At 71.4% G+C, this 13464-nt stretch carries 14 protein-coding genes, 1 tRNA gene and 3 pseudogenes; 10 read left to right on the plus strand and 8 right to left on the minus strand.

The genetic code is table 11. The features are described from left to right. The first annotated feature begins 118 nt into the window (after window positions 1-118). Window positions 119-192, plus strand: a tRNA-Pro gene (locus KBZ10_RS13085). Between the two features lie 82 nt (window positions 193-274). On the opposite strand, the pseudogene KBZ10_RS29375 reads toward KBZ10_RS13085, so the two are convergent. Then, a pseudogene (locus tag KBZ10_RS29375) lies at window positions 275-468 on the minus strand (site-specific integrase); the annotation flags it as partial. 323 nt (window positions 469-791) lie between these two features. On the opposite strand from KBZ10_RS29375, the gene KBZ10_RS13090 reads away from it, so the two are divergent. Beyond that, window positions 792-1235: a hypothetical protein gene (locus tag KBZ10_RS13090; protein WP_210987750.1), complete on the plus strand. Its 444-nt coding sequence runs from the start codon at window positions 792-794 to the stop codon at window positions 1233-1235. Window positions 1236-2030: 795 nt separating this feature from the next. Here KBZ10_RS13090 and KBZ10_RS13095 read toward each other — a convergent pair. The 3 genes from KBZ10_RS13095 to KBZ10_RS13105 all read right to left on the minus strand — a co-directional run bounded on the left by KBZ10_RS13095 (window position 2031) and on the right by KBZ10_RS13105 (window position 4384). Continuing rightward, on the minus strand, window positions 2031-2687 hold the full coding sequence (locus KBZ10_RS13095) for a copper resistance CopC family protein (RefSeq protein WP_210987751.1): 657 nt from the start codon (window positions 2685-2687) through the stop codon (window positions 2031-2033). Next, a complete protein-coding gene (locus KBZ10_RS13100) occupies window positions 2666-3397 on the minus strand; it encodes a superoxide dismutase family protein (protein WP_210987752.1) in 732 nt (243 codons plus the stop codon). The genes KBZ10_RS13095 and KBZ10_RS13100 overlap by 22 nt, the downstream gene beginning before the upstream one ends. 216 nt (window positions 3398-3613) lie before the next feature. After that, window positions 3614-4384 carry a hypothetical protein gene (locus KBZ10_RS13105; RefSeq protein ID WP_210987753.1) on the minus strand — a complete coding sequence of 257 codons (771 nt, stop codon included), beginning with the start codon at window positions 4382-4384 and terminating at the stop codon, window positions 3614-3616. A gap of 358 nt (window positions 4385-4742) precedes the next feature. On the opposite strand from KBZ10_RS13105, the gene KBZ10_RS13110 reads away from it, so the two are divergent. Further along, the gene (locus KBZ10_RS13110) at window positions 4743-5084 is read left to right on the plus strand and encodes an SCO4225 family membrane protein (RefSeq protein ID WP_210987754.1); all 342 of its coding nucleotides are present in this window, start codon (window positions 4743-4745) and stop codon (window positions 5082-5084) included. 203 nt (window positions 5085-5287) lie between these two features. Here the strand turns inward: KBZ10_RS13110 and KBZ10_RS13115 are convergent, their stop codons facing one another. After that, the gene (locus KBZ10_RS13115; RefSeq protein ID WP_210987755.1) at window positions 5288-5839 is read right to left on the minus strand and encodes an ATP-binding protein; all 552 of its coding nucleotides are present in this window, start codon (window positions 5837-5839) and stop codon (window positions 5288-5290) included. A gap of 177 nt (window positions 5840-6016) precedes the next feature. Between KBZ10_RS13115 and KBZ10_RS13120 the strand changes: the two genes are divergently transcribed. From KBZ10_RS13120 to KBZ10_RS13140, 6 genes are all read left to right on the plus strand, one after another. After that, window positions 6017-6931: a helix-turn-helix transcriptional regulator gene (locus KBZ10_RS13120; RefSeq protein ID WP_210987756.1), complete on the plus strand. Its 915-nt coding sequence runs from the start codon at window positions 6017-6019 to the stop codon at window positions 6929-6931. After that, window positions 6888-7025, plus strand: coding sequence for a DUF397 domain-containing protein (locus KBZ10_RS13125; protein WP_210987757.1), 138 nt, complete (start codon window positions 6888-6890; stop codon window positions 7023-7025). Before KBZ10_RS13120 ends, KBZ10_RS13125 begins: the two co-directional genes overlap by 44 nt. A gap of 210 nt (window positions 7026-7235) precedes the next feature. Next, entirely contained in the window at window positions 7236-7529 is a 294-nt protein-coding gene (locus tag KBZ10_RS30540; RefSeq protein WP_374223344.1) for a hypothetical protein, read from the plus strand. Next, a complete protein-coding gene (locus tag KBZ10_RS13130) occupies window positions 7456-7791 on the plus strand; it encodes a hypothetical protein (protein ID WP_210987758.1) in 336 nt (111 codons plus the stop codon). The genes KBZ10_RS30540 and KBZ10_RS13130 overlap by 74 nt, the downstream gene beginning before the upstream one ends. Window positions 7792-8020: 229 nt before the next feature. Further along, entirely contained in the window at window positions 8021-8497 is a 477-nt protein-coding gene (locus KBZ10_RS13135) for a hypothetical protein (RefSeq protein WP_210987759.1), read from the plus strand. Between the two features lie 293 nt (window positions 8498-8790). After that, on the plus strand, window positions 8791-9804 hold the full coding sequence (locus KBZ10_RS13140; RefSeq protein WP_210987760.1) for a hypothetical protein: 1014 nt from the start codon (window positions 8791-8793) through the stop codon (window positions 9802-9804). A gap of 411 nt (window positions 9805-10215) precedes the next feature. Here the strand turns inward: KBZ10_RS13140 and KBZ10_RS13145 are convergent, their stop codons facing one another. After that, on the minus strand, window positions 10216-11085 hold the full coding sequence (locus KBZ10_RS13145; protein ID WP_210987761.1) for a methyltransferase domain-containing protein: 870 nt from the start codon (window positions 11083-11085) through the stop codon (window positions 10216-10218). Between the two features lie 227 nt (window positions 11086-11312). Beyond that, a pseudogene (locus KBZ10_RS13150) lies at window positions 11313-11590 on the minus strand (helix-turn-helix transcriptional regulator); the annotation flags it as partial. A gap of 242 nt (window positions 11591-11832) precedes the next feature. Here KBZ10_RS13150 and KBZ10_RS13155 point away from each other — a divergent pair. Continuing rightward, window positions 11833-12957 carry a winged helix DNA-binding domain-containing protein gene (locus tag KBZ10_RS13155; RefSeq protein WP_210987762.1) on the plus strand — a complete coding sequence of 375 codons (1125 nt, stop codon included), beginning with the start codon at window positions 11833-11835 and terminating at the stop codon, window positions 12955-12957. Window positions 12958-13034: 77 nt separating this feature from the next. On the opposite strand, the pseudogene KBZ10_RS29380 reads toward KBZ10_RS13155, so the two are convergent. Further along, a pseudogene (locus tag KBZ10_RS29380) lies at window positions 13035-13145 on the minus strand (thiamine-binding protein); the annotation flags it as partial. Window positions 13146-13464 lie beyond the last annotated feature (319 nt).

Consider the following 13464-nt stretch of genomic DNA (forward strand, 5'->3'; position numbering starts at 1 on the left):
GGGCAGGTCCGAGCAGACGGCCGTGCCGCCCGGGCCCTCTCCTGGGCGGCCGCCGGCCCGCCCCCGGTATCGGATTTCTCCTGCGGCTCCGGGTCCGCTAAAGTAGAGCTCGTTGCTTCGGGGTGTAGCGCAGCTTGGCAGCGCGCTTCGTTCGGGACGAAGAGGTCGTGGGTTCAAATCCCGCCACCCCGACTGAAGAAGCACCAGCCCAGAGGGCACTTACCAAGACTGGTAAGTGCTCTCTGGCGTTGCTGCGCATCCAACGGTGTGACCGACGCTCCGGCGCCCGCGTGTAGATGCCTGCCATGACCACGGCACCGGTCTGGGTCCCGGGCCGGATCTGCTTCCGGTACACCTCTTCGGTCCCACGGCCGTCCCGGAGTGACCGACCGGCTGGGAGGTCCCCTGCAGCGGCATGCCGCGATCGGAGAGCAGGGACTCGAAGCCGTGCCGCAGCCCACGCGGCGTTCACTCGTCGGTGTCGACATACCGAGCCGTGCACTCGCGCCGAAGCGGTTCCCGACCGAAGTCCCCACTCCGACCGCGTCGGCCTGGCACACCGAGCGACTCCAGCACCTGGGGCGAGATGCCATTGGGCACCACGCAGGCATTCACAAGTGCTTCAACAGCGAAGGAACCACCCATGAACCGACAAGTCCACCGAGCGGAAATTTACAAGCTCAAGGAAAGCTCAGAAGATCAAATACCGCTTGCCTCAGCCACCCGCCCCTGCAAAGATCAAAAACGACCAGAAGGCCTCGACCAGAGAGCCTCGAAAAGAGGGGGATCTTTTGCGCATCAAGACGAAGAGCCTTGCTGTAGCGGGAGCATTGACACTCGGCACCCTTGCGCTTGCCACGCCGAACGCTCAGGCAGCATCCAAGTCGGTCGGCCCCGTAAGCATGCTGTACAACCCGAATTGCACGGCCAAGCTGTACATCGACGACCACACCTACAGCGGCAAGGTCCGGGCTCAGGCCCACGCATCCTGCACGAAGGGCGACCTCATCGTCACGCCCTCCATTACCTTCTATCGGGACGGCAAGCGAATTCTCCCGTCGAACCACAGCCTCGGTCCGCGCATAATCAACGAGAACAAGGGTTTCGGCTACAACGTCACCACGTCGGACAAGTCGGGAACCCAGTGCTACAAAGCCCGTCTGCTCCTCGTATTTCCCGACCCTGCAGATGTGAACCGGTCCAAGCACATCACGACCCCTTGCCTCAACACCTGATTCTTTCTCTCCATGAGAATCAACTCGGGTCAGCAGTCGCCGCACCGAAAAGGTGCTCCGACAAGCGGCACGCGCATCTTCCAGGACACCCGTGAGTGTCTGACCTCGTGACAACGCCGACGCACAGCAGCGAATGAGCGCGGACGTCTGCGAAACCATCGCCGCAGGTGAGAGACACGGTCGGCCAAGGTGGAGCGCCCACTCAAGGTGCTCGGGGCGAGGAGGTCGCGGGGCTCGACCCCGCCACCCCGACTGAGGAAACACCACTCAGGGGCCTGCTCCGCATCGCGGGTCGGGCCCCTGAGTGGTTTCCGGGGCCGCCTGGGAGCCGAGTCCGAGCCCGAGCCGGTCCCCGGGCGGTTCACGGGCAGTTCCCGGGCCACCGCTTGCCGCGCCGGTTCGCCCGCGATGCGCCGTGAGCAGCGGGTTCTGGACGCCACCATCTGGCCCCGGGCCATGGGCGGTTGCCACACCGGCCGGGACATCCGGGCCGCGATCGTCGCCGCCGGGTTCACAGTCACCTCACTGAAGACGTTCGACTTTTCCCGAGACGCGCGTTTCCTCCCCGGCGGCCACCCACATCCTCGGCACCGCCGAGCGCCCCTTCCGGGCTGGTACGCCGTAACCGTCCCCGGCGACGAGACGGCGCGCGCCGGGGACGTCGGGCTGTGCCGAGCCCCCGGACCGCTGCCGGCGCCTTCGCCCATATGCCGGTACCAGGGGTCGCGGCCGCCGCAAGTGCGACACGAACAGGGTGGCGTCGTGATGGGGGTGGTGCGCATGGGCGCCCCGATGTCACATGGCGCCTCCCCGGTGTTCTGTGCGCCGTTCCGGGCTCCGTTTCTCCCGCAGCATGCGCAGCACGGCCAGGACCCCTGCTCCCGCGGCCGCGACGGCGGCCAACGCGAGGACGGCCAACGCCGTGGTGCGGCCGAGGCCCGGGATCGTCTCGTCCTCGCCCGTTGCCGCTTCCGGTTTCGGTCTCGGCTTCCGTGCCGGTTCCCGGGCGTCCGGTGCCGCCAGGTCCAGGCCCCGGCAGGGCGGCGGCGTTGCGGCGGGCTCCGCACCGTCCGCCACCTCGAACTGGTAGGCGCTGGTCTGCGCGTCGCCGTCCGCGGCGGTGATGGTGTACGTCAGGGTGGTGATGCCCGCGCGCAGCGGCCTGACGGCGGCGCAGACCACGGAGTCGTCCGCCACGACCGGCCGCCCTACGGGTACTTCGGTGCCGTCGGGGCCGGTCAGGGCGACTTTCGCCGGTGCACCGGGGCGCAGGCCGCCGAAGCTCAGGGCGACCACGCGAGTTCCGGTCCCGACCGTGGCGCCGGGTGCCGGTGTCGCGTCCTTCAGCGCGCTGTGGGCGTACGCGGGTGTGCCGCCGAGGAGCAGCAGCGGGCACAGAACCGTCGCTGCCGACAGGGCGGCCGGGCCTCTCAGAACTCGAAGTCGGCGCATGCGATCCGGTTGTCCATCGCTTCGCGGGGGTGGACGACGAGGGCGACCGCGTCCTCGCCGGTCTTCCGGGTGTTGCTGACCGTCGTCGTGGCCTTGCCGGACTTGCCGGCCTTGAACATCAGATGCACCTCGTTCGGCGGTGTCGTGGCACCGCCCTTCTCGAACTGGAAGTGCTCGCCTCCGTTGTCGTCGGAGCACTGCTGGGCGTGCAGGTGCGCCATGTAGGCGGCGCCCGGCTTCAGGCCGGTCAGCGACACCGTCACGGTGGTGCCGTCCTTGTGCTGCGCCAGCCAGGCCGTGCCCGTGACATCGTCCATGCCCGGCGGCCGGGTGTCGAGCAGCCGGAAGGCGCCACGCGTGATCTCCGCGTCGGCGATCTTGTCGGCGGGGGTGGCCGAGGGGTCCCCCATCGCCTTGTCGTCCATGCCCTCCATCTCGTCCGTGGCATCCATGCCGTCCATGCCCGCCTTGTCCTTGGCGTCCTTGGAGGAGGCGGCGGAGGTCTCGGCGGACGCGTGTTCGGAGGAGCCGCCGCCGCAGCCGGACAGCAGAACGGCCGTCGCCGCGGCGGCGGCGCAGGCGGCGGCGAGACGGAAGCCCGGGCGGCGGCGGGGCGCGGCGGCCGCCGTTCTGTCCCGTCCGGGGAGCGGTGAAGGGGCCGCATGCGTGTCGTCACGCAGGGCCGGGTGGCCGGAGGTGTGGTGGTTCATGGGTCGTACTCCCGATCGATGGCTGGGGCGGACCGGGTCCGGGCGAGGCAACGGCGGCAGCGCGTGGGCGCGCGGCTTGCGGCGTGCGGTATGCGGCACGCGGCACGCGGCCGTTGACGGTCGTGGCCCGGGCCGGAAAGGACGGGCCGGTGCGCGTACGGGCACCGGCCGTCCGCCCGTCACGCCGGCCACTGGAACGCCGGGAGCCGACCGGATTCAGGGTCGTACGGCGAGCAGGGCGGCAGGAGAGGACGGGCGGGTGAGCACCGGCCGGCCGCGCGGTGGTCCTCGGCGGACGACGGCGTGCCGCAGCGAGACGGGCGCCGGCTGGGGGCGCTCCCAGCCGGCGGCGGCCGAACGGCACGGGCGGCGCGCGGCGTCCCGTGCGTCCGCCGGGGAGAAGAGCACGTCGCGGAGCCGGCGCAGTGGTGCGGCGAGGAGAGCGGCCAGTGCCCGGCCGAGCCGGTGGGCCGCCGCCTCACCGCGCCACAGCCACAGGCCGCACACGACGGCGGCCAGCAGGTGGGCCAGGAGCATCCCGGCGGAGTTCCCGTGGGTCACGGCGGACAGCAGCGACGGGTGGTCCGCGGGCATCCCCGCCCCTGTGACCGCTCCGGTTCCCGGCACGGCGGCCTCTGTCGCGGCCAGGGGGTGCGTCCCGTGGTGCTGCACCGCCGTACCGGAGTGGGTGGACGCCGCGCCGTGGTGCGCGCCGAAGCCGTGTCCGGCGAGGCTGAACAGCAGGTGCAGCAGCGCCTGGACGCCCACGGTCGCGCCGACGACCGCCGCGGCGCCGCGCTCCCGGCCGGTCAGCCACCAGGCGCCCGGCGCCGTCACGGTGAACGCGAGGCCCACCGCCCACCAGAGCAGCGGGCCGCCGGAGCTCAGGGCATGGCCCAGGGCCGTCGTCACCACGCAGACGGCCGCGAACACAGCGGCACGCGCGAGGCGCAGGGCGCCGACGGCGTCCGGGGCGACGCCTCCCATACGGCACCTCCGGGGCCTCGGGAACGGCTGGGGACGGACTGCTCGCCGCTCCATACGGACCGCCGGCCGGGGACGTTCAAGCACCGGCCGACCGACTGGCCGTGCCGAACGGACACCGGGCGCGCGTCGGGCGGACCCGATCCCGGCCCTGCCGCACCGTGCCGGTCCCCGACAGCCGTCGCGCCCCGCCCTCCCGCTCCCGATCACCCTGCCCCAAAGGGCAGTTCTCCCCGGGACGTACCCGAGCAGCGCAACGCATACCGCGCCCACCGCGTCCCACGGCATGGTGATGACAGGCCCGCCCTCCGGCACACCGCGCGGAAGGCGCCCAGACCTCGGCAACCCGACCGGAGAACACATGACTTCCTCTCGCCGCCTCCGCGCCGTACTCGCCCCGGCCGTCGACAACTGGGTGTCCCGCTGCTACCTGGCGGCCGTGGCCGTCACCGCCGGATTCGCGCTCTACGAAGACCTGTTCGTGAGCCAGGCCGACGCCTCCATGGCCTACGTCGCCCCCATGCTGCTGACCGCCCCGCTGAACATGCTGTTCATGGTGGCGCTCGGCTGGATCCCCACCGACGCCCCGTTCTACCTGGGCATCGCCGTCGGCGCGGCCGTGAACGCCGCCCTCCTGGGCGCGGCCGTGCGCGCGCTGCGCGGACACCGGACGTCGTCACTGCGCCCCGCCCCGGGCGCCTGACCGACTCCCGCCCTCCGTCCGGTGCCCCGGAGGTCCCGTCCGGCGCGTGCGCAAGACGTCTCCGTTCCGACGGGCGGCCTGCGGCAGGACGAGAGCGAGCTGGGCGAAACCGCACTCCGTGCGATCGCGGGCTGCGCGGCTGAGGGTGCCCGCAGGGTTTCCGCCGGTCCTCGTGTGAGGGCGGCCGGGCAGGCGGGCACAACTCATCCGCTCAGCGGAGCAGCCGAGGCCTCCGCAGGCACCTCCGCCGGCACCTCGGCCCAGACCGTCTTGCCCACCGGTTGACGGGGCGCCCAGCCCCAGCGGACGGCCAGGACATCCACCAGGAGCAGGCCGCGTCCCGACTCGTGCTCCGGGCACGGCGGGACCGGGCCGGCGGGTGGCCGCTTCCCGCCCGCCGCGTCGGCCACCTCGATCCGGACCAGGCCCGCCACCTCGTCCAGACGGAGCCGGAGGCCGAAGTCGCGCCCCGGTACGCGGCCGTGACGTACGGCGTTGGCGGCGAGCTCGCCGACGACGACGGCGATCGCGCAGGACGTGTCCGAGTCGGGCGGATACCCCCAGTCCTCCATGCGCCGTACGGCGAGCCGCCGGGCGAGCCGCGCGCCCCGGGGCGAGGAGGCGAACCGCGCTGAGAACTGCCGTACGGGTGCGGGGCGTTCGCGGGCCTCGCCGGTGGGCGCCACGGCCTCCGCCACCGGGGCCCCGGCGCCCCTCCGTGATCCTTCGCCCGAGGTGGTCGTTCCTGTCAGCACAGTGGTTCCGTCCTTGCCGTTGAGCCGTCGGACGTCTCGTGGTGTACGCGATGCGTCACGTTCCGTACTCAAGAGTCGTCCGGCGGCTCTACGCTCGGAAGACGGCTCAGCCTTATCTTGTGGTTCGTAAGGAACGGAAGTAACGCCTTGGCCAACGGAATTGACCCCAGTACGTCCATGGCGGCGCTGTTCGGCGCACGGGTACGCAGACTCCGCACGGCGGCCGGTCTGACCCAGGCGGAACTCGGCCGGAGAACGCACGTGGTGAGCACCCGGATCACGCAGATCGAACGGGCTTCCGGGGCGAAACCGACACTGGAGCTGGCGCGGGCGCTCGACGCCGTCCTCGGTGCGGACAACCTGCTGGTCGACCTGTGGCCGTATGTGTACCGGGAGGCGTTTCCGGACTGGTCGCGGAAGTTCATGGCGTACGCGGAGCGGGCTGTGGCCATCCGGCAGTACGCGTCCCACGTGGTCCCGGGCTTGCTGCAGACGGAGGACTATGCGCGGGCGGTTCTCAGCCTGGACGCGCTGCTCGATAGCGAAGACCAGTTGGAGGAGCGGGTCACAGCCCGGATGGGGCGACAGGAACGACTGCGGCTGCCGGACCGGCCAGAACTGTGGGGGATTCTGGACGAGGCGGTATTGAGACGTCCTATCGGCGGCAGTGCCGTGATGCGGAAGCAGTTGGAACGGTTGCTCGATGCGGCGGAACAACGCCACATCACCGTGCAGGTACTGCCGTTCGACCAGGGCGGGCATGCTGCGATGGGCGGATCACTGACGATCCTGACACTTTCGGACGGCTCAGAGGCGGCGTACACCGAGGGCTCGGATTACGGCCAACTCATCGAGGAAACCGCCGAGGTCGACCGCTACAGGGTCATTTACGATCGGCTCCGGGCGGCAGCCCTGCCACCGCTCATGTCGCTCGACATGATCCGATCCGTGATGGAGGACAACCACCGTGGAGCAAGAGTCCCGTCCCGATCCGAACGGCGCCGCCTGGCGCAAGAGCAGCTACAGCAATCAGGCCGGGGGCGACTGCGTGGAAGTGGCCGACGGCTTCCCCGGCCTCGTCCCCGTCCGTGACAGCAAGAACGCGCAGGGCCCCGAGCTGACCTTCACGGCCCGCTCCTGGGCAGCGTTCATAGCCGAGGTGAAGGCCGGACGGCACCGCATCTGAGCCGGAAATCCAGCCTTCACGCGCGTTGGGTTGTTTTCGTCCGTCGATGCTCTCCGGGCCTTTGGCTGTTCTGCCGACGATCAGCTCCGGCAACTCGGACTCACCTTGCCAGGGAAGAGATGTCAGTGGCATCGGGGATGCTTGGTGGCTCGTGTCACCGAGGCGGGGAACCTTCAGATGTCGATCCGTGTTGCCGGCCGTCGCCGTGCGATGGCGTCCTTGACCGCCGCGTTCCCTGGCGCGGAGGTCATCGATGTGACCTCCAGGGCACCGGAACCGTGGGTGCGGCTGAGTCCGTTCTATCCGCACGGCGGCATCCCGGTCCCCTACTGTGACGACGTGACCAGCGAGTCCGTCGAGGGGATCTGGCAGGCCCTCAAGGTCTTTTTCGGAATCCGATGTCGACCCCGCGAAACTCAGGATCACCACGATGAAGAGACTGAAGCGGACGGTGCGTCGATTCGGCCCCGTCCGAGGTCACCGCACCGGTCTCTACGGCAGTGAGCTATTGCCCTATGAGATGGCCCGGCGCCGGATCTACCTGCCTGCCTATCGATGGGTCCTCGAACACCGCGTCGCCGATCTGGTCGAGCGGCTCCGCGACAAGAAGGATGTCGTCCTCCTGGACTACACCACCAACGGGGACGTCACCGATCCCACCAGCCCGCTCTCCCACGCCGCGCTCATCCAACTGCATGTGGAAGGCCGCTGGCCCCGAGAAGGTGACACAGCCGCTTCCGACATGGTCAACGACCGGATGCCATGAGTGAGCCGGCGGACGGACTTCAGGCAGATTCGCCCGGCCGGGGTGCTCCCGCTTGAGCGAGGACCGCGGCAGCCGTGCCCGCGACCGGCTCGCGGCTGTTCCATTTGCCGACGGCAATGCCGCGAGCAGCCGCTTGTTGTGTCCCGGCTGCTGCGGCAAGGGGGGCGCCAGACAGGTACTTGCGGGCGAACCGGCAACGGTCCCTCGGGCCGAAGTAGCGTCAGGGCGCATGGTGTCCCTGTTCGCGTTCTTCGGTCCGCCGACGATCACGCTCCTTCTTCTTTCCGCCGGGGCACTCCCGTACGCGTGGTGGGCGACCAGGAGAAGGCCCTCGCGGCCGGCCCGCTGGCTTGTGCTGGGGGTTGTGGCGGCGATCGCCGCCTACGGGGCCGGTACCGTCTACGGGCTCGCCTTCACGAACCCGCTCGACATATGCGGGGACCAGACCGGCGATGGCGTGTACATGGACGCCGGACGGGACTACGGCCTGACGTCGGTGAACGTGGAGAGTTTCCCTCCGTCCGTCACCTGCCACTGGAGCAGCGGCCACAGCACCGAAAGGGTGTGGTTCTGGGTTTCCCCCTTGCTGTACGCAGGGCTGGCCTGCTCCGCCGTCTGTGCCGCGCTGCTCCTCATCAACCGCCGCGCGTACGGAGAGACCGCTCGTCGAAGACCCCCGCCCGGACGGCGTTCACAGCCGGAGTGAAGGCCGGGCGGCACCGCCTCCGAGCCGGCCGGGCCCCGGTCAGGAGCCGTCTCCCGGGTCTTCCGGGTCCTGGTCGGCCGGGGTCCGGCGGACCACCGGACTCCCAAAGAACCGGGAACAGAACCACCCGCCCACCCACCCTCCCGGCCCGTGTCACCCGTCCGGGTGACCGGCTTGCCGGGGCGGGATTTGGGCCGTTACGTTCACCGGGACAACCGCAAACAGATACGGCCCCCGGCCGGGACGGCAATCCCGATCGAGGGCCTGACCGATCAGGAAGCAGTACCTTCCCGATGGCTGACCCGCAGTCTAACGCGCGCCTGCGCGCCGCCGCCGGAGCTCCGACCTCCGGCGTGATCCACCTTCGCACCCGCCTCACGGCCGACTTCACCGTGATCTCCAACGCCCTCGCCCAGCGGCGCGGCAGCGCGGTCACGATCGGCGTCGCGGCCTACATCCTCTCCCTGCCCGACGGCTCCCCCGTCAGCATCGCCGCGCTCTGCGAGCACTTCACCGAGGGCGAGATCCTGATCTCCCGGGCGCTCAAAGAGCTTGAGCGGGCCGGGTACTTGGAGCGCCGCCGCGAACGGCTGCCGTCCGGGCGGATCCGCACCCGGACGTACTTCCGCGACGTGCCGGGCTCCGGTCCCGATCCGGACGGGCCCCGTGCCGGGCCGCCGGGGCCGCGCCGGACCGGGCCCCGGGAGCGGTCCGTCCCGATGGCGGCGGCCCCACCCGTGCCCGTACCAACGCCCCCGCCCGTGCCCGTACGGGAAGCGGTGCCCGCACCCGCGCCCGCGCAGGCCGAGGCGGAGGCGCCGGTCCCGCTGGGCGACACCACCCCGCAGCCCGGCGTCACCCCGCTGCCCCTCACCGAGCCGCGGCTCGTCACCGGACCCCCGGCAACCGCCGGCCCGGAGGCCGTTGCCGACCCGGAGGCCATCGCCGTACTCGCGGCCCTGCGCCGGGCCGATCCGCGCCTGGTCCTCTCCGCGCGGGAGGCCGCGCGCCTCGCACCGACCGTCGCCGAGTGGCTCGCGGCAGGCATCGCGGCACCGCAGATCGTCGAGCTGCTGACGGCCGGACTGCCCGACCGCTTCCATGCCCGTCCGGCGGGCATCCTCGCCTTCCGCCTCCGCGAGACGCCTCTGCCCTCGCCGCCTCCGCCCTCATCGGCGCTGCCCGTCGACCGCCCCGCCGTCCTGCCCTTCCAGACCTGCGACGGTTGCGAACGGGCCTTCCGCGCCCCGCGCCCCGGACGTTGCCGGGACTGCCGTTTTGAGGAGCGGCGGCGTGCAGCTGGTTGAGACAGTGAACCGATGTGCGCTCGGCCCGCAGGTGGAAGGCTTGGTGTGCGGCCATGCGAGCCTCGGCACGGGAAGGAGCTGGATCATGGTCGACCGGTTCACGGACGGACTCCTGACGCCCACGGAAACGTCCTCCTACCTTGAGATCCCGCAGTCGACGCGCTCAGCACGACGCACGTTTCGGCAGTGCGGTTCAGTCGGACGTGAAGCCGGCTGCCGGCGACAGCACCGCGCGGGGCCCGGCCGGTGGCCACCGAGCGATGTGCTTCTCCGCATGAGGTCAATGCGCTGGAGACGCTGAGCGGGGCCGAAGTGCTTCCCTGGGGCAGGATCCCGGCGGGCATCGGTCACCGGTCGTACGGCGGGGTTTCGCGAGCCTCTGCCAGACCTTGGAGCGGTTCGCCGCTCGGGTCACCGGGGCCGGTAGGCCGTGGCCAGCACGGAGACCGTGACCTGATCGGGCAGGGGGCCGCCACCGGTCAGGTCCGCGCGGCTCACGTGGCGCGCGCTCGGCGTCATCGCCACCAAGTCCAGGGCATCCAGCCCCGCCAGAGGCGCGGCGTACTCGAGCCGTTCGGTGGCAGCGGCCCCGAAGAAAGGGTCCAGCGTCCGGTGCAGGCGCTCCTCCTTGGCCGGGTCGACCGCGACCATCGCGGGCAGCCGGCCGCGCAACTCTGCCAGGTGCCGCCCGGTCGGACGGACCACGATCAACCGGCCGGCCGGTTTGAGCACGCGGTGGAACTCGCCCGGGTTGCGCGGGGCGAAGACGTCCAGCACGACATCGGCCACCCCGTCGGCCAGCGGAAAGGGACGGAAGACGTCCCAGGCCGCCGCGGCGGCTCGTGCATGCGCGCGAGCCGCCGAGCGCAGCGCGTGCGCCGACGTGTCCAAGCCCAGGCCACGGGCGCCGGGCAGTTCGTCGAGGACGCCGGCCAGGTAGTAGCCCGTGCCGCACCCCACGTCCAGAACCGTGGCCCGCCCGGGCCCGGGCCCGGCCTCGGGCCCGGCCTCGGCTGCCAGGCCGGCCACGGCGTCCCGGACGGGCGCGTAGCTGCCGGTGGACAGGAAGCGGTCCCGGGCCCGGGCCATGGCCGCGTCGTCGCCGCTGGTGGCACGGGTGCCCGTCAGCAGACCGGCGTAGCCGTGGCGCGCGATGTCGAAGCTGTGACCGGCCGGGCAGCGCAGTGCGCCGTGGCCGGGACGCAGGGGGCGTGTGCGGCACGTGGGGCAGCACAGCAGATCGAGGGACAGCTCCAGGGCAGGGGGAAGTAACGCGGGCACGGGAGACTCCTGGCAGGAACGAAGGGAAGAGAGCCGCGCCCGATGCAACGCACCATCCCCACGTCACCGCTTCAAGGGGCAACGGACAGGGCGGGGAAGGCAGTTCGGCAGCAGGCGCACACGCCAAGGGGGGCGACGCCTACTGGCCCGGCCCCGCCCGCAACGCCTGCCGCTCAGATCATGAATGCCACAACCCGAGTGTATGAGCACGGCGAAGTCTCTTCATGCCCGCCGGTGGTGGCGGTCTTCAGCGCGCTGCCCGGGGCGACTGCCTGCTCGTCGTCGAACAGCAACGGTGGCAGCCGCGTGCCGGCGCCGAGCCGGTGTCCGCCCCGGGGCCCTTGGCGGCCTCGACGGGGTAGCCGAGTCCGCGCAGGCGGTCGACGCCGCGGCGTACGGTGCGCGGGCCGACGTCCAGCCGTTCGGCCGGCAGCGCCCCCGGCCGGTCACGGCGGGTCGGGAGCAGGGAGAGCAACGACAGCAGCCGCGCGGAAGCCTTCTGCACGTTCTCCACGCTGCCCCGGGAAGAGGACACGAGCTGTCCGCTACTGCTGCGACGGTGGTCCTCGAAGCAGGACGGACGACGGACGACGGACGACGGCAAGGAAAACACTCGTGAAGACGCGTGCCGGGGCGGTCCGGAAGCCACGCCGGCAACCGCGGGAAACCCGCACCCCGCGCCCCGCTCTCCGGGTACCACCACTCGGGGAACCGCTGGGGCGGACCCCGGGAGGAAGGCAGAACCGTATGACCGTTCTGGACGACAGGGCACTGAACCGCGCGACCCTCGCCCGGCAACTGCTGCTCGAACCGGCCGGCTTGACGGCCGAAGCCGCCGTCGCCCATCTCGGCGGTCTCCAGACCCAGGAACCCCAGGAACCGTTCACCGGGCTCTGGTCTCGGCTGCGTGCCTTCAAGCCGTCGCACCTGTCCGGCCTGCTGACGGAACGGCGCGTGGTGCGCACGCACCTCATGCGCTGCACCATCCACCTCGTCACCGCCGACGACGCCCTGGCCTGGCGCTCCCGCCACGACAGCATGCTGCGCCAACGGGTCCTGGGCGTCTACCGCAGCGAACTCGCCGGGGTCGATCTCGGCGGACTCGCCGCGGTGGGGCGGGCCGTGATGGCCGACGCAGAGCCCCGCACCATGAGCGAGTTGCTGCGGGCCGTCGGAGAGCGGTGGCCGGCGCCGGAGCGGTGGCCGGCGGCGGGCCGGCAGCGGCGCGCACTGGGCGAGATGCTGATCCCCGCCCTGGTGCCCGTCGCGCAGATCCCGCCGCGTGGACTGTGGCGCACCAGGGCCGGTGTGCGCAACGTCCTGCTGTCCGCCTGGCTGGGCCGTGAGATCGTCCCGCCCGCTCCGCCCGGCACCGACCCCGTCGGCCAAGCCCTCGTACGGCGCTACCTGGCCGCGTACGGGCCCGCCACCTCGGCCGACGTGCGCGCCTGGTGCGGCCTCGCCGGGCTGCCCGCGGCCATCGCCGCGCTACGGGAAGAGCTGGTCGCCTTCCGCGACGAGCGCGGCCGGGAACTCCTCGACCTGCCCGGCGCGCCCCGTCCCGATCCCGGCACTCCCGCCCCGGTCCGGTTCCTGCCCGCCTTCGACAACGCGATCCTCGGGTACCGGTACCGCGGCAGGATCATCGACGACGCCCACCGCGGCCTGTCGGTCGCCGGCGAGCGCGTCGTCCTGGTCGACGGCCGGGTCGGCGCGACCTGGACCACCGGCCGGGACGGCACCGTCACCGTCACCCCGCTGCGCCGCCTCTCGCGCACGGAACGCTCCGACATCGCCGAACAGGGCCGGGCACTGGCCTCGTTCCTCTCCGACCAGGACACCGACCGCATCGAGATCACCGAGGACCCCTGATCCGCTCGCGGGGCGCGACGGGTTCGGCGCACGAGTAACCCACCAGGGTCCGTCACAGCCAGTTGTCTTGAGGACCAGGCAACCCCGCCCGGGCGAGCGTCGACCGCCGCCTGAACAGCGCGCTTGACGACGTCCATGACGTCATCCCACTCGCCTTCCACACTGGTGAACATCGCGTCGGTGCCGTTCGCAGGCCGCTCAGCCTTGGCGTGGGCAACGGAGGCTGCCCCGACCGGCTTCCGGATGTGAGTACACGGCTGTACCGAGCGGAACCGTAGCCCACACCCGCCCTGGCGCGTCCTCCGCCGATCAGGGTCTTGCCCCCTGCCGGCCTCCACACCACAGGCCATGGATGGGTGCCGGGCGTGCCAATGGCGGCGCCAGTGTGGGGCAGCCAAGGGGCATAACCGAGATTGGCCTGAAGCGACAGCGACCACGCAACAGGCATATGTTCCGGGCGAGTTGAGGGCCTGCAGCAACTGTGTTGAGAAGCACTCAAGCATGACC

It is taken from the genome of Streptomyces sp. F63 (assembly GCF_018070345.1).
GTDB lineage: Bacteria > Actinomycetota > Actinomycetes > Streptomycetales > Streptomycetaceae > Streptomyces.

What these genes read in the sequence shown, in the direction of transcription:
- KBZ10_RS13135 (WP_210987759.1), top strand. Translation starts at nt 8,021, where the DNA reads ATGGTGTCCCTGTTCGCGTTCTTCGGTCCGCCGACGATCACGCTCCTT.
- KBZ10_RS13110 (WP_210987754.1), top strand. Translation starts at nt 4,743, where the DNA reads ATGACTTCCTCTCGCCGCCTCCGCGCCGTACTCGCCCCGGCCGTCGAC.
- KBZ10_RS13105 (WP_210987753.1), bottom strand. Translation starts at nt 4,384, where the DNA reads ATGGGAGGCGTCGCCCCGGACGCCGTCGGCGCCCTGCGCCTCGCGCGT.
- KBZ10_RS13130 (WP_210987758.1), top strand. Translation starts at nt 7,456, where the DNA reads ATGAAGAGACTGAAGCGGACGGTGCGTCGATTCGGCCCCGTCCGAGGT.
- KBZ10_RS13140 (WP_210987760.1), top strand. Translation starts at nt 8,791, where the DNA reads ATGGCTGACCCGCAGTCTAACGCGCGCCTGCGCGCCGCCGCCGGAGCT.
- KBZ10_RS13095 (WP_210987751.1), bottom strand. Translation starts at nt 2,687, where the DNA reads ATGCGCCGACTTCGAGTTCTGAGAGGCCCGGCCGCCCTGTCGGCAGCG.
- KBZ10_RS30540 (WP_374223344.1), top strand. Translation starts at nt 7,236, where the DNA reads ATGGCGTCCTTGACCGCCGCGTTCCCTGGCGCGGAGGTCATCGATGTG.
- KBZ10_RS13155 (WP_210987762.1), top strand. Translation starts at nt 11,833, where the DNA reads ATGACCGTTCTGGACGACAGGGCACTGAACCGCGCGACCCTCGCCCGG.
- KBZ10_RS13120 (WP_210987756.1), top strand. Translation starts at nt 6,017, where the DNA reads ATGGCGGCGCTGTTCGGCGCACGGGTACGCAGACTCCGCACGGCGGCC.
- KBZ10_RS13100 (WP_210987752.1), bottom strand. Translation starts at nt 3,397, where the DNA reads ATGAACCACCACACCTCCGGCCACCCGGCCCTGCGTGACGACACGCAT.